The sequence below is a fragment of the Arthrobacter sp. NPDC057013 genome, assembly GCF_042674585.1.
Taxonomy (GTDB): Bacteria; Actinomycetota; Actinomycetes; order Actinomycetales; family Micrococcaceae; genus Arthrobacter.
The window spans coordinates 579250-604533 of sequence record NZ_JBHUSE010000001.1; the positions used below are offsets into that span (position 1 = coordinate 579250).

The window sequence follows — 25284 nt, forward strand, 5'->3', positions numbered from 1 at the left end:
CCCTTCCCGCAACCAAGACTTCAGAATTTAGAGAACAAGAGAGAACAGGGACCATATGTCCAGCGAATCCTCCTTCGGCCTCATGCAGATCGGCCTCGCCACCGCGGAAGACATCCGCGGCTGGTCGTACGGCGAGGTTAAGAAGCCGGAAACCATCAACTACCGCACGCTCAAGCCCGAGAAGGACGGCCTCTTCTGCGAGAAGATCTTCGGCCCGTCCCGTGACTGGGAATGCTACTGCGGCAAGTACAAGCGCGTGCGCTTCAAGGGCATCATCTGTGAGCGGTGTGGCGTCGAGGTCACCCGTGCCAAGGTGCGCCGTGAGCGCATGGGCCACATCGAACTGGCTGCTCCCGTAACCCACATCTGGTACTTCAAGGGTGTTCCGTCCCGCCTGGGCTACCTCCTTGACCTGGCTCCGAAGGACCTCGAAAAGGTCATCTACTTCGCCGCCTACATGATCACCAGCGTCGACGAGGAAAACCGCCACGCGGAACTGCCCAACCTGCAGGTTGAGCATGACGTCGAGAAGAAGCAGCTGATCGACAACCGCGACTCCGACATCGCCGCGATCGCCCGCGACCTTGAGAACGAGCTTGCCCGTCTCGAGGGCGAGGGTGCCAAGGCTGCCGACAAGAAGAAGGCACGCGACTCCGCAGACCGCCAGATGGCGAACGTCCGCAAGCGCGCCGACGCCGAGATCGAGCGCCTCGAGCAGGTCTGGGACCGCTTCAAGAACCTGAAGGTCGCCGACCTCGAAGGTGACGAGGGCCTCTACCGCGAACTGCGTGACCGCTACGGCATGTACTTCGAGGGTTCCATGGGTGCCGAGGCCATCAAGAAGCGCCTTGAGAACTTCGACATGCAGGCTGAGTCCGACAACCTGCGCGACATCATCGCCAACGGCAAGGGCCAGCGCAAGACCCGCGCCCTGAAGCGCCTGAAGGTGGTCAACGCGTTCCTGACCACCAACAACAGCCCGCTCGGCATGGTGCTGGACGCCGTCCCGGTGATCCCGCCGGAACTGCGCCCGATGGTCCAGCTGGACGGTGGCCGCTTCGCGACCTCCGACCTCAACGACCTCTACCGCCGCGTGATCAACCGCAACAACCGACTGAAGCGACTGCTTGACCTGGGTGCTCCGGAGATCATCGTCAACAACGAGAAGCGCATGCTTCAGGAAGCTGTTGACAGCCTCTTCGACAACGGCCGCCGTGGCCGTCCGGTCACCGGACCGGGCAACCGTCCGCTGAAGTCCCTGAGCGACATGCTCAAGGGCAAGCAGGGCCGCTTCCGCCAGAACCTGCTCGGCAAGCGCGTCGACTACTCCGGCCGTTCGGTCATCGTCGTCGGCCCGCAGCTGAAGCTGCACCAGTGTGGCCTGCCCAAGCAGATGGCGCTGGAGCTCTTCAAGCCGTTCGTGATGAAGCGCCTGGTTGACCTCAACCACGCCCAGAACATCAAGTCGGCCAAGCGCATGGTCGAGCGTTACCGTCCGCAGGTCTGGGACGTGCTGGAAGAGATCATCACCGAACACCCGGTGCTGCTCAACCGTGCACCTACCCTGCACCGCCTCGGCATCCAGGCATTCGAGCCGCAGCTTGTTGAAGGCAAGGCCATCCAGCTCCACCCGCTGGTTTGTGGCGCGTTCAACGCTGACTTCGACGGCGACCAGATGGCAGTCCACCTGCCGCTGAGCCCCGAAGCCCAGGCTGAGGCACGCATCCTGATGCTGTCGTCCAACAACATCCTGAAGCCGTCCGACGGCCGTCCGGTGACCCTGCCTTCGCAGGATATGATCATCGGCCTCTACCACCTGACCACCAAGCGTGTCGGTTCAGCTGGTGAAGGCCGGGTCTTCGGCTCCGTGTCCGAAGCCATCATGGCGTTCGACGCGCACGAGCTGCACCTGAACTCCCAGGTCAAGATCCGTCTTGAGGGCTTTGTTCCTTACGCCGGCTGGGAAGCTCCCGAAGGCTGGGAGCAGGGCCAGCCCGCACTGGTGGACACCTCCCTGGGCCAGGTCCTCTTCAACGAGACCCTGCCCGAGGACTACCCGTGGGTTGAGGCTGTTGCCGACAAGGGCGAGCTGTCCCGGATCGTCAACGACCTCGCGGAGCGCTACCCGAAGGTTGTCACGGCCGCAACGCTGGACAACCTGAAGGACGCTGGTTTCTACTGGGCCACCCGCTCGGGCGTCACCGTCGCCATCTCCGACATCGAGGTTCCGGAGTCCAAGCCGGCCATCCTTGCCGGTTACGAGGAGCGGGCCGCCAAGATCCAGGGACAGTACGACAAGGGCCTGATCGACGACGACGAGCGTCGCCAGGAACTGATCGAGATCTGGAACAAGGCGACCAACGAGATTGCCCAGGCGATGCGTGACAGCCTGTCGCCGATGAACACCATCAACCGCATGGTGTCCTCCGGTGCACGTGGTAACTGGATGCAGGTCCGCCAGATCGCGGGTATCCGTGGCCTGGTCGCCAACCCGAAGGGTGAAATCATCCCGCGTCCGATCAAGTCCTCCTACCGTGAGGGCCTGTCGGTGCTGGAATACTTCATCGCGACGCACGGTGCACGTAAGGGTCTTGCCGACACCGCGCTGCGTACCGCCAACTCGGGTTACCTGACCCGTCGTCTGGTGGACGTTTCGCAGGACGTCATCGTCCGTGAAGAGGACTGCGGCACCGAGCGCGGCCTCGTCACCCCGATCGCCGTGGCTGATGCCAACGGTGAGCTGACCCTGGACGAGAACGTCGAGAACAGCGCCTACGCCCGTACGCTGGCTGTTGACGTCGTCGACTCCAAGGGCAACGTCCTGGCTCCGGCCGGCACCGACTGCGGCGACGTCGTGATCGCTGAGCTGTTCGCAGCCGGCATCACCGAGGTCAAGGTCCGCTCCGTGCTTACCTGTGAGTCCAGCGTTGGAACCTGTGCCCTGTGCTACGGCCGTTCGCTGGCCACCGGCAAGACCGTGGACATCGGTGAAGCTGTGGGCATCATCGCCGCACAGTCCATCGGTGAACCCGGTACCCAGCTGACCATGCGTACGTTCCACACCGGTGGTGCTGTCTCCGCCAGCGGTGGCGACGACATCACCCAGGGTCTGCCCCGTATCCAGGAGCTCTTCGAAGCCCGTACCCCGAAGGGTGTGGCGCCGATTGCGGAAGCGGCCGGCCGCATCACCATCGAGGAATCCGAGCGCCAGATGCGCCTGGTGATCACTCCGGACGACGGTTCCGAAGAGATCGCCTACCCGGTCCTGCGCCGGTCGCGCCTCCTGATCGAGGACGGCCAGCACGTCACGGTGGGCCAGAAGCTCATCAACGGCCCGGTCGACCCGAAGCAGGTCCTGCGCATCATGGGCCCGCGTGCCGCACAGAAGTTCCTCGTGGACGAAGTGCAGGGCGTGTACCGCAGCCAGGGCATTGGCATCCACGACAAGCACGTGGAAGTCATCGTCCGCCAGATGCTGCGCCGCGTCACGGTCATCGAATCCGGCGACTCCGACCTGCTCCCCGGTGAGCTGGCCGAGCGCAGCCGCTTCGAGGACGCCAACCGCCGTGTTGTATCCGAGGGCAAGACGCCGGCTTCCGGCCGTCCCGAGCTCATGGGTATCACCAAGGCATCGCTGGCCACCGAGTCCTGGCTGTCCGCAGCTTCCTTCCAGGAGACCACCCGCGTCCTGACGCAGGCGGCCATGGAAGGCAAGAGCGATCCGCTGCTCGGCCTCAAGGAGAACGTCATCATCGGTAAGCTGATCCCGGCCGGCACGGGCCTCCCGCGCTACACCGAGATCACGGTGGAGCCGACTGAAGAAGCAAAGGCCAACCTGTTCACCGGCCCGAGCGCATTCAGCGACTTCTCCTACGACACGCTGGGCGGCGACGGAGCTCCTGAGTTCCACGCCATCCCGCTGGACGACTACGACCTCGGAAACGACTTCCGCTGAAAGTAGTCGCTACGCGAAGGAAGGACCCCGCACTCACTGAGTGCGGGGTCCTTCCCCGTTGGCGCCCTACACCCGATTAAGGCTCCAGATCAAGCCATGCTAGACTTTGTGTAATTGTTCTGTGTGGCAGTGGATGAAGGCCGCCGCAGCATCATTTCGGTTTTGTTCTCATGATGCTGGGTGGAGCCTGTTTCCGGGTTGCGGGCTACGTGCGCAACGAATGCCGCACTTTTGCACGCCCACGGACCCTTTCGGATCCGCAGCCGCAGGGACAACGCCAAAGCTCTCACGCAACACAGGCTGTCGCCTGGCGCGGGGCAGAGATCAACCAACGGAGAACACGAAAGTGCCTACGATTAACCAGCTGGTCCGCAAGGGCCGCACGCCGAAGGTCAAAAAGACCAAGGCTCCCGCGCTGAACGGCAGCCCGATGCGCCGCGGTGTTTGCACCCGCGTTTACACCACCACCCCGAAGAAGCCGAACTCGGCTCTCCGTAAGGTTGCACGTGTGCGCCTCAACGGTGGTATCGAAGTTACCGCCTACATCCCCGGTGTTGGCCACAACCTCCAGGAGCACTCCATTGTGCTCGTCCGTGGTGGTCGTGTGAAGGACCTTCCCGGTGTCCGCTACAAGATCGTCCGTGGTGCCCTCGATACCCAGGGTGTGAAGAACCGTAAGCAGGCGCGCAGCCGCTACGGCGCAAAGATGGAGAAGAAGTAATATGCCTCGCAAGGGTCCGGCCCCGAAGCGGCCGCTCGTATCAGATCCCGTCTACGGCTCCCCGCTGGTTACCCAGCTGATCAACAAGGTGCTGGTTGACGGCAAGAAGTCCACCGCAGAGCGCATCGTCTACGGTGCTCTCGAAGGTGCACGCGCCAAGTCCGGCGGCGACCCCGTTGCAGCCCTCAAGAAGGCCATGGACAACGTCAAGCCTTCCCTCGAGGTCCGCTCCCGCCGTGTCGGTGGCGCCACCTACCAGGTTCCGGTTGAGGTCAAGCCGGGCCGCTCCACCGCCCTCGCCCTGCGTTGGCTGGTCGGCTACTCCAAGGCCCGCCGCGAAAAGACGATGACCGAGCGTCTCCAGAACGAAATCCTGGATGCCTCGAACGGTCTCGGTGCCGCTGTGAAGCGTCGCGAAGACACCCACAAGATGGCCGAGTCCAACAAGGCCTTCGCCCACTACCGCTGGTAAAACTTCCCGTACGCCGCCGGCTCCACCGAGCCGGCGGCGAACGCGTAGTCCATCCGAAAGGGAGACACCGTGGCACAGGACGTGCTTACAGACCTTAGTAAGGTCCGCAACATCGGCATCATGGCCCACATCGATGCCGGCAAGACCACCACCACCGAGCGCATTCTGTTCTACACAGGTGTGAACCACAAGATTGGCGAAACGCACGACGGCGCTTCGACCACTGACTGGATGGAACAGGAAAAGGAACGCGGCATCACCATCACGTCTGCCGCCGTGACCTGCTTCTGGGAAAACAACCAGATCAACATCATCGACACCCCGGGCCACGTGGACTTCACGGTTGAGGTTGAGCGCTCCCTGCGCGTCCTCGACGGTGCAGTTGCCGTCTTCGATGGCAAGGAAGGCGTTGAGCCGCAGTCTGAGACCGTTTGGCGCCAGGCTGACAAGTACAACGTTCCGCGCATCTGCTTCGTCAACAAGATGGACAAGCTCGGCGCTGACTTCTACTTCACCGTAGACACCATCATCAGCCGCCTGGGTGCCAAGCCGCTGGTCATGCAGCTGCCCATCGGTGCCGAGAACGACTTCATCGGCGTCGTGGACCTGCTTTACATGCGCGCACTGGTGTGGCCCGGCGATGCCAAGGGCGACGTGACCATGGGCGCCAAGTACGAAATCCGCGAGATCCCGGAAGACCTCAAGGCCAAGGCCGAGGAATACCGTTCGACCCTCGTGGAGACCGTTGCAGAGGCCTCCGAAGAACTCATGGAGAAGTACCTCGAGGGTGAAGAACTCACCATCGACGAACTCAAGGCCGGCATCCGCAAGATGACGATCAACTCCGAGCTCTACCCGGTGTTCTGCGGTTCCGCGTTCAAGAACCGTGGCGTTCAGCCGATGCTCGATGCAGTCGTCGACTACCTGCCGAACCCGCTCGACGTCCCGCCGATGATCGGTCACGATCCCCGCGACGAAGAGAAGGAACTGACCCGCAAGCCGTCCGCGGAAGAGCCGTTCTCCGCTCTGGCGTTCAAGATTGCTGCGCACCCGTTCTTCGGCCAGCTCACCTTCATCCGCGTGTACTCCGGTCACGTGGAAGCAGGCGCACAGGTGGTTAACTCCACCAAGGGCAAGAAGGAGCGCATCGGCAAGCTGTTCCAGATGCACGCCAACAAGGAAATGCCTGTTGAGGGCGCCACCGCCGGCCACATCTACGCAGCGATCGGTCTGAAGGACACCACCACGGGCGACACCCTGTGCGACTCCAGCAACCAGATCGTCCTCGAGTCCATGAGCTTCCCGGAGCCCGTGATCTCGGTTGCCATCGAACCCAACACCAAGGGTGACCAGGAGAAGCTCTCCACGGCCATCCAGAAGCTCTCCGCTGAGGACCCGACCTTCCAGGTCTCCCTCAACGAAGACACCGGCCAGACCATCATCGCCGGCATGGGCGAGCTCCACCTGGACATCCTGGTGGACCGCATGCGCCGCGAGTTCAAGGTCGAGGCCAATGTTGGCAAGCCGCAGGTTGCTTACCGCGAAACCATCAAGCGTGCCGTTGAGCGTCACGACTACACGCACAAGAAGCAGACCGGTGGTTCCGGCCAGTTCGCAAAGATCCAGATCGCGATCGAGCCGCTGGACACTGCGGAAGGCGAGCTGTACGAGTTCGAGAACAAGGTCACCGGTGGCCGCGTTCCCCGCGAGTACATCCCGTCGGTCGACGCCGGCATCCAGGACGCACTGAACGACGGTGTCCTGGCCGGTTACCCGGTTGTTGGCATCAAGGCAACGCTGATCGACGGCGCCTACCACGATGTTGACTCTTCGGAAATGGCGTTCAAGATCGCCGGCCGTATGGCTTTCAAGGAAGCCGCACGCAAGGCGAACCCTGTTCTGCTCGAACCGCTGATGGATGTTGAGGTCCGCACCCCTGAGGAATACATGGGTGAAGTTATCGGTGACCTCAACTCCCGCCGTGGCCAGATGCAGTCCATGGAGGATGCCCAGGGCGTCAAGGTTGTCCGCGCACACGTACCGCTGTCCGGCATGTTCGGCTACATCGGTGACCTACGCTCGAAGACCCAGGGCCGCGCTGTGTACTCCATGACGTTCAACAGCTACGCCGAGGTCCCGAAGGCAGTTGCCGACGAGATCATCCAGAAGTCCCGCGGCGAATAGTCCCCAGGACTGTCCACGCGACAAGCTGCGAAAAACCCGGTGCGTTTCCCCTGCGGAACACACTTAGTGCGGATGGCCGGAACGCTGGTTCCGGCCCGGTTCCGGCCATCAGCACGAACAGGCTCTAGGCACTAGTATTAGTTCCTGAATCTGCAATTTCACCAATCCAAAGCCCCCAAGTAGACTTACTGGAGTTTCTGCCGCGATAAGCGCGGTCGAAGGTAAGCCATTTGAAAAACGTTCTAGGAGGAACCTGTGGCAAAGGCAAAGTTCGAGCGGACTAAGCCGCACGTTAACATCGGTACCATCGGTCACGTTGACCACGGTAAGACGACGTTGACGGCCGCCATTTCCAAGGTGCTGTACGACAAGTACCCGACTCTCAACGAGAAGCGTGACTTCGCGTCGATCGACTCTGCTCCGGAAGAGCGTCAGCGCGGCATTACCATCAACATCTCCCACGTTGAGTACCAGACCGAGAAGCGCCACTACGCACACGTAGACGCTCCGGGTCACGCTGACTACATCAAGAACATGATCACCGGTGCTGCTCAGATGGACGGCGCAATCCTCGTGGTTGCCGCTACTGACGGTCCGATGGCTCAGACCCGCGAGCACGTTCTGCTCGCCCGCCAGGTTGGTGTTCCCTACCTGCTGGTCGCGCTGAACAAGGCAGACATGGTTGACGACGAGGAACTCCTCGACCTCGTTGAAATGGAAGTTCGTGAGCTCCTGAGCTCGCAGGGCTTCGATGGCGACGAAGCACCCGTTGTCCGCGTTTCCGGCCTCAAGGCCCTGGAAGGCGACCCGGAGTGGGTCAAGTCCGTTGAGGACCTGATGGCTGCTGTCGACGAGTCCGTTCCGGACCCCGTACGTGACCGCGACAAGCCGTTCCTGATGCCGATCGAAGACGTCTTCACGATCACCGGCCGTGGCACCGTTGTTACGGGCCGCGCCGAGCGTGGAACCCTCGCCATCAACTCCGAGGTCGAGATCGTCGGCATCCGCCCGGTCCAGAAGACCACGGTTACCGGTATCGAGATGTTCCACAAGCAGCTCGACGAAGCATGGGCCGGCGAGAACTGTGGCCTGCTGCTCCGCGGTCTGAAGCGCGACGACGTCGAGCGTGGCCAGGTTGTCGTCAAGCCGGGTTCCATCACCCCGCACACCGACTTCGAGGCTAACGTCTACATCCTCTCCAAGGACGAAGGCGGACGTCACAACCCGTTCTACTCGAACTACCGCCCGCAGTTCTACTTCCGTACGACGGACGTGACCGGCGTTATCACCCTGCCGGAAGGCACTGAAATGGTTATGCCCGGTGACAACACCGAGATGACCGTTGCGCTGATCCAGCCGATCGCTATGGAAGAGGGCCTCGGCTTCGCTATCCGTGAAGGCGGCCGCACCGTTGGTTCGGGACGTGTCACCAAGATCATCAAGTAACTCTTGTTGATTGCAGGCCTAACGGCCTGATCTTCGAAAACAGCCCCGCTGCTACTCGCAGCGGGGCTGTTTTTGTGTCGGCGGCCCACCTTTGCCGAGGGTGCCCCTGATAGGGTTAGTGCTCGCGACAGATACGTGGCAAAGAGGGAGCATCATGGGTTGGCTTATTTTCCTGCTGGTGGTTGCCGCCGTAGTGGTGGGCGTTGTCTGGACGAAGAAGCACTTCCGCCACGAGATTGAACGCGCCAAGCGCATCAACCGGGCGAACAAGAACCAGTAGGTCCGACGGGAACCAGTCCGCAGTGCGTCACGCTGCGCGTGGCCGTGCCCGGGTGAGTGCCTGCAGCCAATAAAAGGACTTCTTGGGCGTCCGCTTCAGGGTCTCGAAATCCACGTGCACCAGGCCGAAGCGCTGTGAGTACCCGGCGGCCCACTCGAAGTTGTCCATGAGCGTCCAGACAAAGTAGCCGAGAAGCTGCACGTCGTGCGCGATGCCGCCGGGCGACGTGGCGTTCACCGCCTGGTCCAGGTGGTGTGCCAGGTAATCGATCCGACGCGAGTCCGCGATCGGGCCGGTGACGTGCTCGGGTTCCGGAAAGCTTGCGCCGCTCTCGGTGATGTATATCGGCGGCAAAGCATCCCCGTACCTGTCCTTGAGCTCCCGCAGCAGGATGCCCAGGAGGTCCGGGGCCACCGGCCACCCGAATCCGGTGGTGGCATATTCGGGAAAGGCCGCAAAGTGGAACGGTACCCGCGCCATGGCCTGTGCGTTGCCCGTTGGTGTCTCCGGCGGGCCATGTCCCGCGGCCACACGGACCGGGTAGTAGTAGTTCACCCCGTAGAAGTCGAGTGGCTGGCTGATCAGGCGGAGGTCGTCGTCGGACGTCCGGGATAAGAACCTGAACCAGGGGCGTGCGGCAAGCGGCGGTGCAGGGTAGCGTCCCAGGAGGATGGGATCGGCGTACACGCGGTTGAGGACAAGGTCGCAGACCTTGGCCAACACCCCGTCCGCCAGCCGCCGGGTCGCAGGGCGCACGGGGGAGTGCAGGTTGGTGACGCCGATGGTCCCGGTCACGCCGGCGGCGCGCAGGGCCTGTACCGCGAGCCCGTGGCCGAGCAGCTGGTGGTGGACCGATGGCAGCGCCTTGAACAGCAGGTCGCGGCCTGGCGCATGGACGCCAAGGGCATAGCCGTTCAGCGTGACGGATACGGGTTCGTTGAGCGTGACCCACTGCGCCACCCGGTCACCGAGCCGCTTGCCGGCAGCGGCCGCGTACTCCGCGAAGCGCCCGGCCGTAGCACGGTTCATCCATCCGCCGCTGTGCTCAAGGGGCAGCGGAGTATCCCAGTGGTAAAGCGTGGCCATGGGGGAGATGCCGGCCGCCAGCAGCAGGTCAACCAGCCGGTCGTAGAAGTCCAGGCCCCGCGGGTTGGCGGCGCCACGGCCCTCCGGATGGATCCTGGGCCAGGAGATCGAGAAGCGGTACGAGTCGATGCCGAGCTCGCGCATGAGGGCAACGTCCTCCGGAACACGGTTATAGTGGTCACAGGCCACCGCCGGCGAATGCCCGTCGAGAATGTTGCCGGGCTTCGCCGCAAAGGCATCCCAGCCCGACGGCCCGCGGCCATCCGCAGCGAGGGCGCCCTCGATCTGGAAGGCGGCGGCAGCAACACCGAGCGTGAAATCCGGGCGCAGGCGTCCGGCGAGGTTTTCCACCCAAGCGGAATTGCCGGCGTCGGCGTTCTGCACGGCCATCCACCCATCATCCAACCGGAGACTCGGGGCGGCAATGGCGGCCCCGGTTGCGGAGCCGGGCCGGAGGGACCGGCGGCTGAAAAGGCCCGATTCGCATCCTCGGACAAATTCCGGCATACTAGTTGAGTTGTTCAAGCGCTTCTTCGCGTCCCGATCCGGATAATGCCGGGTGTCAGGGTCCAGGTCGAAGCCCAAACATAACCCACCCCCAAGGAAATGCGGGCTCGTGCGTCTTGCACAGCGCGACACGCCCGACCGCGGGGGTCGGGTGCGCCGGCAGGTTGAGGAACCCGGATTCATCCGGATTCAGCTTGTGCGGCGGATGGTAGTCACGACTTCAAATGCTTCGGCAGCCATACAACACGCAAGTAAACAGAGCAGCAATTACTGAAAGAGAGTCAGGCGACATGGCGGGACAAAAAATCCGCATCCGGCTGAAGTCATACGACCACGAGGTCATTGACGTTTCAGCACGGAAGATCGTTGAGACGGTCACGCGCGCAGGCGCAACGGTAGTCGGCCCGGTGCCGCTGCCCACGGAGAAGAACGTGTACTGCGTTATCCGCTCTCCCCACAAGTACAAGGACAGCCGCGAGCACTTTGAAATGCGCACGCACAAGCGTCTGATCGACATCATCGACCCCACGCCCAAGGCTGTTGACTCGCTCATGCGTCTCGACCTGCCGGCCGACGTGAACATCGAAATCAAGCTGTAGGGAGGTGCTGAGAGACTATGACCGCAACCCGTAACGTAAAGGGCCTGCTGGGCACGAAGCTCGGCATGACCCAGGTCTGGGACGAGAACAACAAGCTCATCCCCGTCACTGTTGTCCAGGCTGACTCGAACGTCATCACCCAGCTGCGCAACGCAGAGACTGATGGCTACGTCGCCGTTCAGATCGGCTACGGCCAGATCGATCCCCGCAAGGTCACCAAGCCGCTGGCTGGTCACTTTGAAAAGGCAGGCGTCACGCCTCGCCGTCACGTCGTCGAACTCCGTACCGCAGATGCTGCTGAGTACGAGCTGGGCCAGGAGCTCTCCGTAGAGGTCTTCGAAGCCGGCCAGAAGATCGACGTCGTTGGCACCACCAAGGGTAAGGGCTTCGCCGGTGTTATGAAGCGTCACGGCTTCCACGGCGTTGGAGCTTCCCACGGTGCCCACAAGAACCACCGTAAGCCCGGTTCTATCGGTGGAGCATCCACCCCGAGCCGCGTCTTCAAGGGCATGAAAATGGCCGGCCGCATGGGCGCCGTTCGTCACACCACGCTGAACCTCACGGTCCACGCGGTTGACGTCGAGAAGTCGCTGCTCCTGATCAAGGGCGCCGTTCCCGGTGCCCGCGGCCAGGTCGTACTCGTACGCACCGCCGTGAAGGGAGCCTAGTTCAATGGCTAACACTGTCAAGGTTGACCTGCCTGCAGAGATCTTCGACGTTCAGACCAACGTGCCGCTGCTGCACCAGGTCGTCGTTGCCCAGCTCGCTGCTGCTCGCCAGGGCACCCACAAGACCAAGACCCGCGCCGAAGTTTCCGGTGCAGGCCGCAAGCCGTTCAAGCAGAAGGGTACCGGCCGCGCCCGTCAGGGTTCGATCCGCGCTCCTCACATGACCGGCGGTGGCGTCGTCCACGGGCCCACCCCGCGTGACTACAGCCAGCGGACCCCCAAGAAGATGATTGCTGCTGCCCTGCGCGGCGCTCTCTCTGACCGCGCCCGCAACGGCCGCGTCCACGTCGTTTCTGAACTGGTTGCCGGCGACAAGCCGTCCTCCAAGGCAGCACTGGCAGTCCTGCGCGGAGTTTCCGAGCGCAAGAACCTGCTGGTCGTCATCGAGCGTGCGAACGACGTTGCTGCACTGTCCGTGCGCAACCTCGCCGAAGTTCACGTCCTGTACGTGGACCAGCTGAACACCTACGACGTGCTCGTTTCCGACGACGTAGTCTTCACCAAGGCTGCCTACGAAGCATTCGTTGCTGACAAGGCTGCAAAGAACGAGGAGGATGCCAAGTGAGCGCAGCCACCATCAAAGACCCGCGCGATGTTGTGCTTGCACCCGTCGTCTCGGAAAAGAGCTACGGCCTGATCGACGAGGGCAAGTACACCTTCCTGGTGGACCCCCGCTCGAACAAGACCGAGATCAAGCTGGCCGTGGAGAAGATCTTCTCCGTCAAGGTCGAATCGATCAACACCATCAACCGTGCCGGTAAGCGCAAGCGCACCAAATTCGGATGGGGCACCCGCAAGAGCACCAAGCGTGCCATTGTGACCCTCAAAGAAGGCACTATCGACATCTTCGGCGGTCCGCTCGCGTAGCGGAGACCACTTTAACGAGGAAATGAATTATGGGAATCCGTAAATACAAGCCGACTACGCCGGGCCGCCGCGGCTCGAGCGTAGCTGACTTCACCGAAATCACGCGGTCGACGCCGGAAAAGTCGTTGGTACGTCCGCTGCCCAAGAAGGGCGGCCGTAACAACACCGGTAAGATCACCACCCGTCACAAGGGTGGTGGACACAAGCGCCAGTACCGTCTGATCGACTTCCGTCGGCACGACAAGGACGGCGTCAACGCCCGCGTTGCCGAAATCGAGTACGATCCGAACCGCACGGCTCGCATCGCCCTCCTGCACTACGTTGATGGCACCAAGCGCTACATCATCGCCCCGAACAAGCTCTCCCAGGGCGACTTCGTGGAAGCCGGCGCCAACGCTGACATCAAGCCTGGCAACAACCTGCCCCTGCGCAACATCCCCGTGGGTACTGTTATCCACGCGGTTGAGCTGCGCCCGGGCGGCGGTGCCAAGATGGCCCGTTCCGCCGGTGCTTCTGTTCAGCTCGTCGCCAAGGAAGGCCGCTTCGCCCAGCTGCGTCTGCCCTCCGGCGAAATCCGCAACGTTGACGTGCGCTGCCGCGCCACGATCGGCGAGGTCGGCAACGCCGAGCAGTCGAACATCAACTGGGGCAAGGCCGGCCGTATGCGGTGGAAGGGCGTTCGCCCGACCGTCCGTGGTGTCGCCATGAACCCGGTTGACCACCCGCACGGTGGTGGTGAAGGTAAGACCTCCGGTGGTCGTCACCCGGTCAACCCGAACGGTAAGCCTGAAGGCCGTACCCGCCGTCCCAACAAAGAGAGCGACAAGCTTATTGTTCGTCGCCGTCGTACTGGCAAGAACAAGCGATAGGAGCCTGGACACATGCCACGCAGCCTGAAAAAAGGTCCTTTCGTTGACCAGCACCTCTTTGTGAAGGTCGCAAGGGAAAACGAAAAGGGCACCAAGAACGTCATCAAGACCTGGTCCCGCCGCTCGATGATCATCCCCGACATGCTCGGGCACACGATCGCCGTGCACGACGGACGCAAGCACATCCCGGTGTTTGTCACCGAGTCGATGGTCGGGCACAAGCTCGGCGAATTCGCTCCCACGCGGACATTCCGCGGCCATGTCAAGGACGACCGTAAGGGCAAGCGCCGCTAGGCGCCTGCACTTACGTCAAAGACGAGAGAAGGAAAGCAATGGAAGCCAAGGCAATTGCGCGCCACATCCGCGTAACGCCTATGAAGGCCCGGCGCGTCGTCAACCTTGTTCGTGGAAAGCAAGCGAACGAGGCTCTGGCAATTCTGAAGTTTGCCCCCCAGGCAGCTTCGGAGCCGGTATTCAAGGTAGTTCAGTCGGCAATCTCCAACGCCCGCGTCCTCGCGGACCGCGACGGTGTTGCGTTCGACGAAGGTGACCTCATCATCAGCGAAGCGTTTGTTGATGAAGGCCCGACCATGAAGCGGTTCCAGCCGCGTGCTCAGGGTCGTGCATTTCAGATCAAGAAGCGCACCAGCCACATCACCGTGGTAGTCGCTACCCCGGAGAAAGAGGAGGCTCGCTAAGTGGGACAGAAAGTAAACCCGCACGGGTTCCGACTCGGCATCACCACCGATCACGTATCGCACTGGTTCGCTGACAGCACCAAGTCCGGTCAGCGGTACAAGGACTTCGTTCGCGAAGACATCCGTATCCGCCAGCTCATGTCCACGGGCATGGAGCGCGCCGGTATCGCCAAGGTTGAGATCGAGCGCACCCGTGACCGTGTCCGCGTGGACATCCACACGGCACGTCCGGGCATCGTCATCGGCCGCCGCGGCGCCGAGGCAGACCGCATCCGTGGCGAGCTCGAAAAGCTCACCGGCAAGCAGGTTCAGCTGAACATCCTCGAGGTCAAGAACCCCGAGATGGAAGCCCAGCTTGTTGCCCAGGGTGTTGCAGAACAGCTGACTTCCCGCGTGGCATTCCGCCGTGCGATGAAGAAGGCCATGCAGTCCGCACAGCGTGCCGGTGCCAAGGGTATCCGTATCGCTTGCTCGGGCCGTCTGGGTGGCGCAGAAATGTCCCGCTCGGAGTTCTACCGCGAAGGCCGTGTGCCCCTGCACACCCTCCGCGCGAACATCGACTACGGCTTCTACGAAGCCAAGACCACCTTCGGCCGCATCGGCGTGAAGGTCTGGATCTACAAGGGTGACGTCACCTCCAAGGAACTGGCTCAGCAGGCAGCTGCTGCTCCGTCCCGTGGCCGCTCCGGCGACCGTCCGGGCCGCCCGGGTGGCGCTGACCGTGGTGACCGCCGCCGTCGTAACGACCGTCCGGCAGCCGACGCAGCTCCTGCTGCTGCAGCTCCGGCAGCCGAGGCAGCAGCACCGGCACAGGCAGCAGAAGGAGGACAGGCTTAAATGCTTATCCCACGTCGAGTCAAGCACCGTAAGCAGCACCACCCGGGTCGTTCCGGCGCTGCCACGGGCGGCACCAAGGTCTCCTTCGGTGAGTACGGCATCCAGGCTCTGAGCCCGGCATACGTCACGAACCGTCAGATCGAGTCTGCCCGTATCGCGATGACCCGCCACATCAAGCGTGGCGGTAAGGTCTGGATCAACATCTACCCGGACCGTCCGCTGACCAAGAAGCCTGCCGAAACCCGCATGGGTTCCGGTAAGGGTTCGCCGGAGTGGTGGGTCGCCAACGTCAAGCCGGGTCGGGTTCTCTTCGAACTCTCCGGTGTCAATGAAGAGGTAGCTCGCGAGGCCCTGCGCCTGGCAATCCACAAGCTGCCGTTGAAGGCACGCATTGTGCGTCGCGAAGGTGGTGAGTAGAAATGGCAGTAGGGTCGAAGGATCTCGCACCCGCACAGCTGGACGGTTTCGACAACGAGCGTCTCGTTGAAGAACTCCGCAAGTCCAAGGAAGAGCTGTTCAACCTGCGTTTCCAGTCCGCCACCGGACAGCTGGAGAACCACGGTCGTCTGCGCGCGGTAAAGAAGGACATCGCACGCATCTACACCGTTCTCCGTGAGCGCGAGCTGGGCATTCGTGCCGAGGTTGCCGCACCGGTTGTGGAAGCCAAGGAAGAAAAGAAGTCCAAGAAGTCTGCAGCTAAGAAGGCTGAAAAGCCGGCCGAGGCTGAGACCGAGGAGGACGCCAAGTGAGTGAAAAGGACGAGAACGTGACGGAAACTGCTACGGCAGCTACGGCTGGGCAGCGCGGTTACCGTAAGACGCGTCGCGGCTACGTGGTCTCTGACAAGATGGACAAGACCATCGTTGTTCAGGTTGAAGACCGCGTGAAGCACGCCCTGTACGGCAAGGTCATCCGCCGCACCTCCAAGGTCAAGGCACACGACGAGCAGAACACCGCCGGCATCGGCGACCTGGTTGTCATCGCCGAGACCCGCCCGCTGTCCGCCACCAAGAACTGGCGGCTCGTGGAGATCCTCGAGAAGGCTAAGTAACACCTGCAGCATCGCTGCTTCAGCAGCTGCGCCGGTAACCCCCGTTCCCTTTGGGAGCGGGGGTTTCCGCGTTAAGCGGGGAGTTTCCGTCACACCGCGCAGGTTTTATGGAATGCGTACGACGGCGGCGACCCGGCTTTCCGGGGGAGTGCTGCGGCAGGCGGGCCAAAAGGCTGCCGTGCGTGACGCCGTCGTGCTTTAAGGGGGAGCCCCGTACGTTGCGGGGGAGCGGCGGGAGGTGATATGGAGGCTGGCCCAAACTGTGCTAAGATTTTGAGTTTGTATGGCGCCTGTTGTGCGCCTACAGCAAACCTCGTAAACAATCGTGCCACGGCATAGTGCCCCCTTGCGCCTTCATGGGCTTGGGAAGCAACTGTTTGTGGCACGGGCGTTTAGGCCTGGTCTGGCAAAATCCAGTCAGGTCAAGAGACACCCCGATCAACCGTTCCGCAAGGCTCATTCCGTAGCAAGTTATTCGGTCTGAGAACCGGCGCGACGCAAGGAGTAAATAGTGATTCAGCAGGAGTCGCGACTCAAGGTTGCCGACAACACGGGTGCTAAGGAAATCCTTACCATTCGCGTTCTCGGTGGATCTGGCCGTCGCTACGCAGGCATTGGCGACGTCATCGTCGCAACCGTCAAGGATGCAATTCCGGGCGGCAACGTAAAGAAGGGCGACGTCGTCAAGGCTGTCATCGTCCGTACCAAGAAGGAACGCCGCCGTGCGGATGGTTCCTACATCAAGTTTGACGAGAACGCAGCCGTCATCCTGAAGAACGACGGTGACCCCCGCGGTACCCGTATCTTCGGACCGGTTGGTCGTGAACTCCGTGACAAGAAGTTCATGAAGATCGTTTCTCTGGCTCCGGAGGTGCTCTAGTCCATGGCTAAGATCAAGAAGGGTGACCTGGTACAGGTCATCACTGGCGCCAAGGCTGAGCGCGGCGGCGACCGTGGCAAGCAGGGCAAGGTCCTGCGTGTGTTCCCGGACACCAACCGCGTGCTGGTTGAAGGTATCAACCGCGTAACCAAGCACACCAAGGTCGGACAGTCGCAGCGCGGCACCAAGACCGGCGGCATCGAGGTTGTCGAGGCACCCATCCACGTTTCCAACGTGGCTCTGGTTGACCCGTCCACCAAGAAGCCGACCCGCGTTGGTTTCCGCCTCGACACCGTAGAGAAGGACGGCGTCAAGAAGACCGTCCGCATCCGCGTGGCCAAGAGCTCCGGGAAGGACATCTAATGACTGAGACTCTCGAGACTCCGGCAACGAAGATCGTTCCTCGTCTGAAGACCAAGTACGCCGATTCCATCAAGAGCTCGCTTCTTGAGGAATTCAAGTACGAGAACGTGAACCAGGTTCCCCGTCTGGTCAAGGTTGTAGTGAACATGGGTGTTGGAGATGCCGCCAAGGACTCCAAGCTGATCGACGGCGCTGTCCGCGACCTCACCCTGATCACCGGCCAGAAGCCGCAGGTCACCAAGGCCCGCAAGTCGATCGCACAGTTCAAGCTGCGCGAAGGCATGCCCATTGGTGCACACGCTACCCTGCGTGGCGACCGCATGTGGGAATTCGTGGACCGTCTGGTCACGCTGGCCCTGCCCCGTATCCGCGACTTCCGCGGCCTCAGCGGCAAGCAGTTCGACGGCAACGGCAACTACACCTTCGGTCTGACCGAGCAGGTTATGTTCCACGAGATCGACCAGGACTCCATCGACCGCACCCGCGGTATGGACATCACGGTTGTGACCACCGCCAAGACCGACGACGAAGGCCGCGCGCTGCTCAAGGCGCTTGGTTTCCCGTTCAAAACCGAAGCTTAATTAACTACGTAAAAGGTCCGGCCGCCGCGGTGTTGAACCACGACGGCGGAAACCGTTACGAGGAAGGGCAAGTGCCCAAATGACTATGACAGATCCTGTCGCAGATATGCTTACGCGCCTGCGTAACGCAAACTCGGCATACCACGACTCCGTGTCTATGCCTTACAGCAAGCTCAAGGCTCGCGTTGCTGACATCCTCAAGGCCGAAGGTTTCATCGCCGGCTGGAAGGAAGAGGACGCTGAAGTCGGCAAGAAGCTGACCCTCGAGCTCAAGTTCGGTCCGAACCGCGAGCGTTCAATCGCGGGTGTCCGTCGCATCTCCAAGCCGGGTCTCCGCGTTTACGCGAAGTCCACCAACCTGCCGCACGTGCTGGGTGGCCTGGGTATCGCAATTCTGTCCACCTCTTCCGGCCTCCTGACTGACAAGCAGGCCGGCAAGAAGGGCGTGGGCGGCGAAGTCCTCGCTTACGTCTGGTAACGGGAAAGGAAGAGAATAATGTCACGTATTGGACGTCTCCCCATCACCGTTCCTGCCGGCGTTGAGGTCAAGGTTGACGGCTCTGTCGTCAGCGTCAAGGGTTCCAAGGGCGAGCTGAGCCACACTGTGGCCAGCCCGATCGAGGTTGCGCTGGAAGACAGCACCCTGACCGTCACCCGCCCGAACGACGAGCGCGCCTCCCGCTCGCTCCACGGCCTGACCCGCACCCTGATCGCCAACATGATCCAGGGCGTCACCGCAGGCTACGAGAAGAAGCTCGAAATCGTCGGCACCGGTTACCGTGTTCAGGCCAAGGGTTCTGACCTTGAGTTCGCTCTCGGCTACAGCCACCCGGTCAGCGTTTCGGCTCCGGCCGGCATCACCTTTGCAGTAGAGGGACCGACCAAGCTCTCTGTCTCAGGCATCAACAAGCAGCAGGTCGGCGAGGTTGCTGCCAACATTCGCAAGCTGCGCAAGCCTGACCCGTACAAGGGCAAGGGCATCCGCTACGCGGGCGAAGTCATCCGCCGCAAGGTCGGAAAGGCTGGTAAGTAACCATGGCCATCGCCATTAACAAGAAGCGTACGAACAAGAGCAAGTCTGCTTCGCGCAGTCGCCGCCAGCTTCGTATCCGCAAGCGCATCTCCGGAACGGCTGTACGTCCCCGCCTGGTCGTCAACCGCTCCGCACGCCACGTATTTGTCCAGGTTGTCGACGACACCATTGGCCAGACCGTAGCGAGCGCGTCCACTCTGGAAGCTGACCTTCGTGCATTCGACGGTGACAAGACTGCCAAGGCCAAGCGCGTTGGCGAGCTCGTCGCCGAGCGTGCCAAGGCTGCCGGCGTCGAAGCTGTTGTCTTCGACCGTGGTGGTAACAAGTACCACGGCCGGATTGCAGCCGTCGCTGACGGTGCACGCGAAGGTGGGCTGTCACTGTGACCGAAGCAAACAAGGAAAAGGACACTGTGTCTGCAGAAGAGAAGGCGACCGAAGCCGCAGCTGCTGAGACCACTGCCCCCGCTACCGAGGACCGCCGTGGTGGCGCCCGTCGCGGCGAGCGTGGCGACCGTGGCCAGGGCCGCGGCGACCGTGGTGGCCGTGGCGGCCGCGACGGCGGACGTGAAGCCGAGAAGAACCAGTTCATCGAGCGCGTTGTAACCATCAACCGCGTATCCAAGGTCGTCAAGGGTGGTCGTCGCTTCAGCTTCACCGCACTCGTCGTCGTTGGTGACGGTAACGGCCTGGTCGGCGTCGGTTACGGTAAGGCCAAGGAAGTTCCCGCTGCTATCGCCAAGGGCGTTGAAGAGGCCAAGAAGTCCTTCTTCCGCGTTCCCCGCGTTGGCAACTCCATCCCTCACCGCGTTCAGGGTGAAGCCGCCGCTGGCGTCGTAATGCTGCGTCCGGCTTCCGCCGGTACCGGTGTTATCGCCGGTGGTCCGGTCCGTGCGGTACTGGAGTGCGTGGGCATCCACGACATCCTCTCCAAGTCGCTCGGTTCCTCCAACGCCATCAACATCGTTCACGCGACCGTTGACGCCCTGAAGCGCCTCGAAGAGCCGGCAGCCGTGGCAGCACGCCGTGGCCTGCCGCTCGACGAGATCGCTCCGCCGGCACTGGTGAAGGCTCTGATGAACCAGAAGGCAGGAGTCTAAGTCATGGCTAAGAACCTGATTCCCTCCGACGCCAAGTTGGAGATCACCCAGATTAAGGGCGTCATTGGCGCCAAGCAGAACCAGCGCGACACCCTGCGGTCCCTCGGCCTGAAGCGGATCGGACACACCGTTGTCCGCACCGCCGACGCCGTGACCGTGGGAATGCTCAACACGGTTCCGCACCTCGTGAATGTTGAGGAGGCGAAGTAATGGCAGAGAAGAACACGTCCGAGACCGCAGCTGCTGAGAAGCAGAGCGCTCTGAAGGTTCACCACCTGCGTCCCGCCCCTGGTGCCAAGACCGCCAAGACCCGTGTTGGTCGTGGTGAAGGCTCCAAGGGTAAGACCGCCGGTCGCGGTACCAAGGGTACGAAGGCCCGCTACCAGGTAAAGGCTGGCTTTGCCGGCGGCCAGCTGCCGCTGCACATGCGCCTGCCGAAGCTGCGCGGCTTTAAGAACCCGTTCCGGGTTGAGTTCCAGGTTGTGAACCTGGAGAAGCTCAACGAGCTGTTCCCGGAAGGTGGCACTGTCACCGTGGAGGACCTGGTTGCAAAGGGTGCCGTTCGCAAGAACCAGCCCGTGAAGGTGCTTGGCACCGGCGACATCACCGTCAAGGTTGACGTCACCGCCCACGCCTTCTCAGCCAGCGCGACTGAAAAGATCGCTGCAGCCGGCGGCAGCACCACCGCGCTCTAAGGGATTCCTTCCCGGAGCCGGTGGGCAATTGCCCGCTGCGCAAACTCCCGGCACGGGGGCCGAGGCCCCTGTGCCGGGAGTTTTTTCATACCCCTTGGGTCTTCCGGATTGTTCGCATGCCGCAATCACCGGTTAGACTCGGTTGTTGGGTTTATCGACCTGCATCACGTGACCTATTAATTACTGAGGAGGACGCTTGCTAAGCGCATTCGGCCGGGCGTTTCGAACGCCTGATCTGCGACGCAAGTTGTTGTTCACGCTGGGAATCATCACAATCTTCCGCTTGGGAGCCTTTATCCCCTCGCCCGGTGTGAGCTACCAGAATGTCCAGCAATGCTTGTCGAACGGTCAGACCCAGGGCGGGATCTACCAGCTCGTCAATCTTTTCAGCGGCGGTGCACTGCTGCAGGTCTCCATCTTCGCCCTGGGCATCATGCCGTACATCACGGCGAGCATCATTGTGCAGCTGCTGCGTGTGGTCATCCCGCGGTTCCAGCAGCTGTACGAAGAGGGCGCCTCCGGGCAGTCCAAGCTGACGCAGTACACGCGGTACCTGACCATCGCGCTTGGCCTGCTGAACGCCACGACGCTGGTGTCGCTGGCCCGTTCCGGCCAGCTGCTGCCCGGCTGTAACCTTCCGATCATCCCGGACCAGAGCGTCATCACCACGATCCTCATCGTCATCACGCTGACGGCCGGCACCGGCCTCATCATGTGGATGGGTGAGCTCGTGACCGAGAAGGGCGTCGGCAACGGCATGTCGCTGCTGATCTTCACGGCCATCGCCGCCGGCTTCCCAACGTCGCTGGGCGCCATCTGGTCCGCGCAGGGCCCGGGCACGTTCTTCATCGTCATCATCATCGGCCTGCTGACAGTTGCCCTGGTGGTCTTCGTGGAGCAGTCCCAGCGCCGCATCCCGGTGCAGTACGCCAAGAGGATGATCGGCCGCCGCACTGTGGGCGGAACCAGCACGTACATTCCCATCAAGGTGAACATGGCCGGCGTCATTCCCGTCATCTTCGCTTCCTCGATGCTCTACCTGCCGGCGTTGATCTCGCAGTTCAACCAGCCGAAGGCGGGGGAGTCCATCCAGCCGTGGGTTGAGTGGATCAACAACAACCTGACCCGTGGTGACCACCCCATTTACATGGCGCTGTACTTCGCCATGATTGTGTTCTTTACCTACTTCTATGTCGCGATCACCTTCAACCCTGAAGAGGTCAGCGACAACATGAAGAAATACGGCGGCTTCATTCCGGGTATCCGTGCCGGCAAGCCGACCGCGGATTACCTGCAGTACGTCCTGTCGCGGATCACGCTGCCCGGAGCCTTCTACCTTGGCTTCGTGGCACTGATCCCGCTGGTGGCGCTCGTGCTGATCAACGCAAACCAGAACTTCCCGTTCGGTGGCACCTCGATCCTGATCATGGTGGGCGTTGGCCTGGAAACCGTCAAGCAAATTGACGCGCAGCTACAGCAGCGTCACTACGAAGGGCTATTGCGATGACCAGAATGTTGATTATCGGACCACCGGGTTCGGGCAAGGGCACGCAGGCGGAACGCATCTCGGAACGCCTCGGCGTTGTTGCGATCTCCACCGGCGACATCTTCCGCGCCAACGTCAAGGGCGAGACGCCGCTCGGCGTTGAAGCCAAGAAGTACATGGACAACGGCGACTTCGTGCCGGACAGCGTGACCAACAAGATGGTCCGCGACCGTCTCAGCGAAGCCGACGTCGAGGACGGCTTCCTGCTGGACGGCTACCCCCGCACCACCGCCCAGGTTGACTACCTGGACCAGATCCTGGCCGACGGCGACCAGAAGCTGGACGTCGTCCTGCAGCTCACCGCCGACGACGAGGAGCTCGTCTCCCGTCTGCTGGGCCGCGCGAAGGAAACCGGACGCAGTGACGACAACGAAGCCGTCATCCGTCACCGCCTCGACCTGTACCACGAGCAGACCGAGGCTGTCGTGGCCAAGTATGCCGAACGCGGCATCCTGACCCAGGTTGACGGCATCGGCCAGATCGACGAGGTCACCGACCGCGTCATGCAGGCCATCAAAGAGGCTCAGGCCGCCTGAAATTAGTTCCAACGCTGCGAGGCTCCTCCCGGACCATGGGGAGGGGCCTCCGGCTTTTAGCCCCGGCCGTTCGGTTCCATATCCGGAAACCTGCCAGGCAGGGGCACATTGAGAGGAAACACCGCTGATGGCATTCGGCCAGCCACGGATTGAATACAAGACCAACGCCCAGATGCGCACCATGCACGAGGCCGGGCTCGTCCTGAGCCGTGCCCTCGACGCGGCCGTGGCCGCGGCAGCTCCGGGCGTCACCACCCGGCAGCTGGATGAGGTCTTCGCTGCGGTGCTGCTGGAGGCGGGCGCCAAGTCCAACTTCCTGGGCTACCACGGCTTCCCCGCCACCATCTGCACGTCCGTCAACGAGGAAGTGGTCCACGGCATCCCCGGCGAGAAGGTCCTGCAGGACGGGGACATCATCTCGATCGACGGCGGCTGCATCGTCAACGGCTGGCACTCCGACTCTGCCCGGACCGTCATCGTGGGAACGCCGGACCCTGAGGACCAGCGCCTCTCCGACGTCACCGAGACGGCCATGTGGCACGGCATCGCCGGGCTGGCCAAGGGCAAGTTCGTAGGTGACATCGGCGCGGCCATTGACGACTATGTCTCCTCCGTGCCGGGCAAGCCCCTGGGCATCCTCGAGGACTATGTGGGCCACGGCATCGGCTCCGAAATGCACATGGCCCCCGATGTGCTGAACTACCGCACCAGCCACCGCGGCCCGAAGATCCGTCCCGGCCTGTGCCTGGCCATCGAGCCGATGCTGGTCCGCGGCGGCATCGAGACGGCCGTGCTGGAGGACGACTGGACAGTTGTCACCACCGACGGCAAGCGCTCCTGCCAGTGGGAGCACTCCGTGGCTGTGCACGAGAAGGGCATCTGGGTCCTGTCGGCGCCCGACGGCGGCGCAGCCCGGCTCGCACCCCTCGGCGTGGTGCCGGTCCCCATTCCGTGACGACGCGCTTTTAGCCGGGCGACGCGCTTTTAGCCGGGCGACGCGCTTTTAGCCGGGCGACACGCAAAATCCCTGGCGACACTTGAATTCCGGTGTCGCCGGGGATTTTGCGCGTCATGGGGACGTATCTGCGTCGCCGTGTCAGGTCGCGGGGCAGAATGGGAGCCATGGGAGCCATGGGAGCAGGCAACGGAGCGAACGAAGCAGCCGGGGCGCGGGGCAAGATTACCGATGTGCCGGGCGTGCGCGTGGGGCACCAGCAGAAGCACGACGGCGGGTGGCTGAGTGGGGTGACGGTGGTCCTGCCCCCTGCGGGGACAGTCGGTTCGGTGGACGTCCGCGGGGGAGGGCCCGGAACCCATGAGACCGACGCGCTCGATCCCACCACCCTGGTGCGCACCGTGGACGCCGTGGTGCTTACCGGCGGTAGCGCCTACGGTCTGGCGACCGCGCACGGTGTCCAGCGCTGGTGCGAGGAACAGGGCCGCGGCTTCGCCGTGACGGGAGGTGTGGTGCCCATCGTTCCGGCCGCCGCCATATTCGACCTCGGCCGCGGCGGCGACTTCAGGGCGCGTCCGGACGCAGAGATGGGCTATGCGGCGGCAGCGTCCGCCGGGGCTCAAGCGGAAGGGCACGACGTCGAACGCGGCAACGTGGGTGCCGGCACCGGAGCCGTCATCGGACGGGGGAAGTACAAAGGGGGAGTAGGCACAGCGTCGGTCACCCTGGAGAGCATCTCCACAGGCGGACCGGTCGTTGTAGGTGCGTTAGCGGTGGTCAATGCGCTCGGCCTTCCGCTGGTTCCGGAAGCGTCGGGTGGGCCTGGCACACCCGAGCAGCGGGTTTCGGCCGGTGGGACGGAACCTGGCCCACCTCTCAACACCACGCTCGTCGTAGTCGCCACGAATGCCGTGCTGGATGTGGCCGAGTGCAATCGGACCGCCTCGGCTGCCCACGCGGGGCTGGCGCGGGCGCTGAATCCGAGCCACACCCTGGCCGACGGGGACACCGTGTTCTGCCTAGCCACCGGAGGCCGGGAGCTGGACAGGAGCACGGAAGCTGCCCGGCAGGTAAGTCTTATTACCCTGCAGAGTGCGGCAGCCGACGTCGTACGTTTGGCCATCCTGGACGGGGTCAGCAGCGCCCAGCCGGTGACAACCCCTGCCGGCGAATTTGGTGCATACCCGGGCAATATGCGCTAACATGGCTGGATTTAACTTTCCGGGCCTAATGCCGTAGAGTTGCATGTTGGTTGTCTGCCCTGCCACGCCCATTTGCGGCCGGAGGGCGACGGTC

At 62.6% G+C, this 25284-nt stretch carries 31 protein-coding genes; 30 read left to right on the top strand and 1 reads right to left on the bottom strand.

What is annotated here, in order from left to right; genetic code table 11:
• Positions 1–55: 55 nt before the first annotated feature.
• The 6 genes from ACFTSA_RS02680 to ACFTSA_RS02705 all read left to right on the top strand — a co-directional run bounded on the left by ACFTSA_RS02680 (position 56) and on the right by ACFTSA_RS02705 (position 9058).
• Complete coding sequence (locus ACFTSA_RS02680) at positions 56–3955, top strand: DNA-directed RNA polymerase subunit beta' (RefSeq protein WP_377949426.1); 3900 nt, start codon at positions 56–58, stop codon at positions 3953–3955.
• Positions 3956–4301: 346 nt separating this feature from the next.
• The gene (rpsL, locus tag ACFTSA_RS02685; RefSeq protein ID WP_018773658.1) at positions 4302–4676 is read left to right on the top strand and encodes a 30S ribosomal protein S12; all 375 of its coding nucleotides are present in this window, start codon (positions 4302–4304) and stop codon (positions 4674–4676) included.
• 1 nt (position 4677) lies between these two features.
• Positions 4678–5148, top strand: a complete 471-nt coding sequence (gene rpsG, locus ACFTSA_RS02690; protein ID WP_003803829.1) for a 30S ribosomal protein S7 — start codon at positions 4678–4680, stop codon at positions 5146–5148.
• 69 nt (positions 5149–5217) lie between these two features.
• Complete coding sequence (gene fusA / locus ACFTSA_RS02695) at positions 5218–7332, top strand: elongation factor G (RefSeq protein ID WP_377949429.1); 2115 nt, start codon at positions 5218–5220, stop codon at positions 7330–7332.
• 255 nt (positions 7333–7587) lie between these two features.
• Positions 7588–8778: an elongation factor Tu gene (gene tuf / locus ACFTSA_RS02700; RefSeq protein WP_003803827.1), complete on the top strand. Its 1191-nt coding sequence runs from the start codon at positions 7588–7590 to the stop codon at positions 8776–8778.
• A gap of 154 nt (positions 8779–8932) precedes the next feature.
• Positions 8933–9058: a hypothetical protein gene (locus ACFTSA_RS02705; protein WP_331572357.1), complete on the top strand. Its 126-nt coding sequence runs from the start codon at positions 8933–8935 to the stop codon at positions 9056–9058.
• A gap of 27 nt (positions 9059–9085) precedes the next feature.
• Here the strand turns inward: ACFTSA_RS02705 and ACFTSA_RS02710 are convergent, their stop codons facing one another.
• On the bottom strand, positions 9086–10534 hold the full coding sequence (locus ACFTSA_RS02710; protein ID WP_377949433.1) for a GH1 family beta-glucosidase: 1449 nt from the start codon (positions 10532–10534) through the stop codon (positions 9086–9088).
• A 407-nt stretch (positions 10535–10941) separates the two neighbouring features.
• Here ACFTSA_RS02710 and rpsJ point away from each other — a divergent pair, with 407 nt between their 5' ends.
• From rpsJ to ACFTSA_RS02830, 24 genes are all read left to right on the top strand, one after another.
• Complete coding sequence (gene rpsJ, locus ACFTSA_RS02715; protein ID WP_003803825.1) at positions 10942–11250, top strand: 30S ribosomal protein S10; 309 nt, start codon at positions 10942–10944, stop codon at positions 11248–11250.
• 17 nt (positions 11251–11267) lie between these two features.
• Positions 11268–11918: a 50S ribosomal protein L3 gene (gene rplC / locus ACFTSA_RS02720; RefSeq protein WP_331572353.1), complete on the top strand. Its 651-nt coding sequence runs from the start codon at positions 11268–11270 to the stop codon at positions 11916–11918.
• Positions 11919–11922: 4 nt separating this feature from the next.
• Positions 11923–12543, top strand: a complete 621-nt coding sequence (gene rplD, locus ACFTSA_RS02725; protein WP_003803809.1) for a 50S ribosomal protein L4 — start codon at positions 11923–11925, stop codon at positions 12541–12543.
• Entirely contained in the window at positions 12540–12845 is a 306-nt protein-coding gene (gene rplW, locus ACFTSA_RS02730; RefSeq protein WP_003803807.1) for a 50S ribosomal protein L23, read from the top strand. Before rplD ends, rplW begins: the two co-directional genes overlap by 4 nt.
• Positions 12846–12874: 29 nt before the next feature.
• A complete protein-coding gene (gene rplB / locus ACFTSA_RS02735) occupies positions 12875–13714 on the top strand; it encodes a 50S ribosomal protein L2 (protein ID WP_003803804.1) in 840 nt (279 codons plus the stop codon).
• A gap of 12 nt (positions 13715–13726) precedes the next feature.
• Complete coding sequence (rpsS, locus tag ACFTSA_RS02740) at positions 13727–14008, top strand: 30S ribosomal protein S19 (protein ID WP_003803803.1); 282 nt, start codon at positions 13727–13729, stop codon at positions 14006–14008.
• Between the two features lie 38 nt (positions 14009–14046).
• Positions 14047–14412: a 50S ribosomal protein L22 gene (rplV, locus tag ACFTSA_RS02745; RefSeq protein WP_003803798.1), complete on the top strand. Its 366-nt coding sequence runs from the start codon at positions 14047–14049 to the stop codon at positions 14410–14412.
• Positions 14413–15249, top strand: coding sequence for a 30S ribosomal protein S3 (gene rpsC / locus ACFTSA_RS02750; protein ID WP_003803796.1), 837 nt, complete (start codon positions 14413–14415; stop codon positions 15247–15249).
• Entirely contained in the window at positions 15250–15666 is a 417-nt protein-coding gene (gene rplP, locus ACFTSA_RS02755; RefSeq protein WP_003803795.1) for a 50S ribosomal protein L16, read from the top strand.
• A 2-nt stretch (positions 15667–15668) separates the two neighbouring features.
• Positions 15669–15998 (top strand): 50S ribosomal protein L29, encoded by a 330-nt coding sequence (gene rpmC / locus ACFTSA_RS02760; protein WP_003803792.1) that lies wholly within the window; start codon positions 15669–15671, stop codon positions 15996–15998.
• Positions 15995–16300 carry a 30S ribosomal protein S17 gene (gene rpsQ, locus ACFTSA_RS02765; protein WP_377949441.1) on the top strand — a complete coding sequence of 102 codons (306 nt, stop codon included), beginning with the start codon at positions 15995–15997 and terminating at the stop codon, positions 16298–16300. Before rpmC ends, rpsQ begins: the two co-directional genes overlap by 4 nt.
• A 511-nt stretch (positions 16301–16811) precedes the next feature.
• Entirely contained in the window at positions 16812–17180 is a 369-nt protein-coding gene (rplN, locus tag ACFTSA_RS02770) for a 50S ribosomal protein L14 (RefSeq protein WP_003803789.1), read from the top strand.
• 3 nt (positions 17181–17183) lie between these two features.
• The gene (gene rplX / locus ACFTSA_RS02775; RefSeq protein WP_003803770.1) at positions 17184–17543 is read left to right on the top strand and encodes a 50S ribosomal protein L24; all 360 of its coding nucleotides are present in this window, start codon (positions 17184–17186) and stop codon (positions 17541–17543) included.
• The gene (rplE, locus tag ACFTSA_RS02780; protein ID WP_331572343.1) at positions 17543–18124 is read left to right on the top strand and encodes a 50S ribosomal protein L5; all 582 of its coding nucleotides are present in this window, start codon (positions 17543–17545) and stop codon (positions 18122–18124) included. The genes rplX and rplE overlap by 1 nt, the downstream gene beginning before the upstream one ends.
• A 79-nt stretch (positions 18125–18203) precedes the next feature.
• Positions 18204–18602: a 30S ribosomal protein S8 gene (rpsH, locus tag ACFTSA_RS02785; RefSeq protein ID WP_018769139.1), complete on the top strand. Its 399-nt coding sequence runs from the start codon at positions 18204–18206 to the stop codon at positions 18600–18602.
• Positions 18603–18620: 18 nt separating this feature from the next.
• Positions 18621–19157: a 50S ribosomal protein L6 gene (gene rplF, locus ACFTSA_RS02790; protein WP_003803764.1), complete on the top strand. Its 537-nt coding sequence runs from the start codon at positions 18621–18623 to the stop codon at positions 19155–19157.
• A gap of 2 nt (positions 19158–19159) precedes the next feature.
• Positions 19160–19543 carry a 50S ribosomal protein L18 gene (rplR, locus tag ACFTSA_RS02795; RefSeq protein ID WP_003803763.1) on the top strand — a complete coding sequence of 128 codons (384 nt, stop codon included), beginning with the start codon at positions 19160–19162 and terminating at the stop codon, positions 19541–19543.
• Entirely contained in the window at positions 19540–20256 is a 717-nt protein-coding gene (gene rpsE / locus ACFTSA_RS02800) for a 30S ribosomal protein S5 (protein ID WP_306924872.1), read from the top strand. The genes rplR and rpsE overlap by 4 nt, the downstream gene beginning before the upstream one ends.
• Positions 20257–20259: 3 nt before the next feature.
• On the top strand, positions 20260–20466 hold the full coding sequence (rpmD, locus tag ACFTSA_RS02805; RefSeq protein WP_377949446.1) for a 50S ribosomal protein L30: 207 nt from the start codon (positions 20260–20262) through the stop codon (positions 20464–20466).
• Complete coding sequence (gene rplO, locus ACFTSA_RS02810; protein ID WP_377949449.1) at positions 20466–20951, top strand: 50S ribosomal protein L15; 486 nt, start codon at positions 20466–20468, stop codon at positions 20949–20951. The genes rpmD and rplO overlap by 1 nt, the downstream gene beginning before the upstream one ends.
• A gap of 196 nt (positions 20952–21147) precedes the next feature.
• The gene (secY, locus tag ACFTSA_RS02815) at positions 21148–22458 is read left to right on the top strand and encodes a preprotein translocase subunit SecY (protein WP_377949452.1); all 1311 of its coding nucleotides are present in this window, start codon (positions 21148–21150) and stop codon (positions 22456–22458) included.
• Positions 22459–22463: 5 nt separating this feature from the next.
• A complete protein-coding gene (locus ACFTSA_RS02820; protein ID WP_331572399.1) occupies positions 22464–23033 on the top strand; it encodes an adenylate kinase in 570 nt (189 codons plus the stop codon).
• A gap of 127 nt (positions 23034–23160) precedes the next feature.
• Positions 23161–23988: a type I methionyl aminopeptidase gene (gene map, locus ACFTSA_RS02825; protein ID WP_377949454.1), complete on the top strand. Its 828-nt coding sequence runs from the start codon at positions 23161–23163 to the stop codon at positions 23986–23988.
• Between the two features lie 167 nt (positions 23989–24155).
• Positions 24156–25190: a P1 family peptidase gene (locus ACFTSA_RS02830; protein WP_377949456.1), complete on the top strand. Its 1035-nt coding sequence runs from the start codon at positions 24156–24158 to the stop codon at positions 25188–25190.
• Positions 25191–25284 lie beyond the last annotated feature (94 nt).

Bases quoted from the DNA above. Each gene is read 5' to 3' on its own strand.
- ACFTSA_RS02680 (WP_377949426.1), top strand. From the start codon at position 56: ATGTCCAGCGAATCCTCCTTCGGCCTCATGCAGATCGGCCTCGCCACC.
- rpsG (WP_003803829.1), top strand. From the start codon at position 4,678: ATGCCTCGCAAGGGTCCGGCCCCGAAGCGGCCGCTCGTATCAGATCCC.
- ACFTSA_RS02705 (WP_331572357.1), top strand. From the start codon at position 8,933: ATGGGTTGGCTTATTTTCCTGCTGGTGGTTGCCGCCGTAGTGGTGGGC.
- ACFTSA_RS02710 (WP_377949433.1), bottom strand. From the start codon at position 10,534: ATGGCCGTGCAGAACGCCGACGCCGGCAATTCCGCTTGGGTGGAAAAC.
- rpsJ (WP_003803825.1), top strand. From the start codon at position 10,942: ATGGCGGGACAAAAAATCCGCATCCGGCTGAAGTCATACGACCACGAG.
- rplC (WP_331572353.1), top strand. From the start codon at position 11,268: ATGACCGCAACCCGTAACGTAAAGGGCCTGCTGGGCACGAAGCTCGGC.
- rplD (WP_003803809.1), top strand. From the start codon at position 11,923: ATGGCTAACACTGTCAAGGTTGACCTGCCTGCAGAGATCTTCGACGTT.
- rplB (WP_003803804.1), top strand. From the start codon at position 12,875: ATGGGAATCCGTAAATACAAGCCGACTACGCCGGGCCGCCGCGGCTCG.
- rpsS (WP_003803803.1), top strand. From the start codon at position 13,727: ATGCCACGCAGCCTGAAAAAAGGTCCTTTCGTTGACCAGCACCTCTTT.
- rplV (WP_003803798.1), top strand. From the start codon at position 14,047: ATGGAAGCCAAGGCAATTGCGCGCCACATCCGCGTAACGCCTATGAAG.
- rplP (WP_003803795.1), top strand. From the start codon at position 15,250: ATGCTTATCCCACGTCGAGTCAAGCACCGTAAGCAGCACCACCCGGGT.
- rpmC (WP_003803792.1), top strand. From the start codon at position 15,669: ATGGCAGTAGGGTCGAAGGATCTCGCACCCGCACAGCTGGACGGTTTC.
- rplX (WP_003803770.1), top strand. From the start codon at position 17,184: ATGGCTAAGATCAAGAAGGGTGACCTGGTACAGGTCATCACTGGCGCC.
- rplE (WP_331572343.1), top strand. From the start codon at position 17,543: ATGACTGAGACTCTCGAGACTCCGGCAACGAAGATCGTTCCTCGTCTG.
- rpsH (WP_018769139.1), top strand. From the start codon at position 18,204: ATGACTATGACAGATCCTGTCGCAGATATGCTTACGCGCCTGCGTAAC.
- rplF (WP_003803764.1), top strand. From the start codon at position 18,621: ATGTCACGTATTGGACGTCTCCCCATCACCGTTCCTGCCGGCGTTGAG.
- rplR (WP_003803763.1), top strand. From the start codon at position 19,160: ATGGCCATCGCCATTAACAAGAAGCGTACGAACAAGAGCAAGTCTGCT.
- rpmD (WP_377949446.1), top strand. From the start codon at position 20,260: ATGGCTAAGAACCTGATTCCCTCCGACGCCAAGTTGGAGATCACCCAG.
- rplO (WP_377949449.1), top strand. From the start codon at position 20,466: ATGGCAGAGAAGAACACGTCCGAGACCGCAGCTGCTGAGAAGCAGAGC.
- ACFTSA_RS02820 (WP_331572399.1), top strand. From the start codon at position 22,464: ATGTTGATTATCGGACCACCGGGTTCGGGCAAGGGCACGCAGGCGGAA.
- map (WP_377949454.1), top strand. From the start codon at position 23,161: ATGGCATTCGGCCAGCCACGGATTGAATACAAGACCAACGCCCAGATG.
- ACFTSA_RS02830 (WP_377949456.1), top strand. From the start codon at position 24,156: ATGGGAGCCATGGGAGCAGGCAACGGAGCGAACGAAGCAGCCGGGGCG.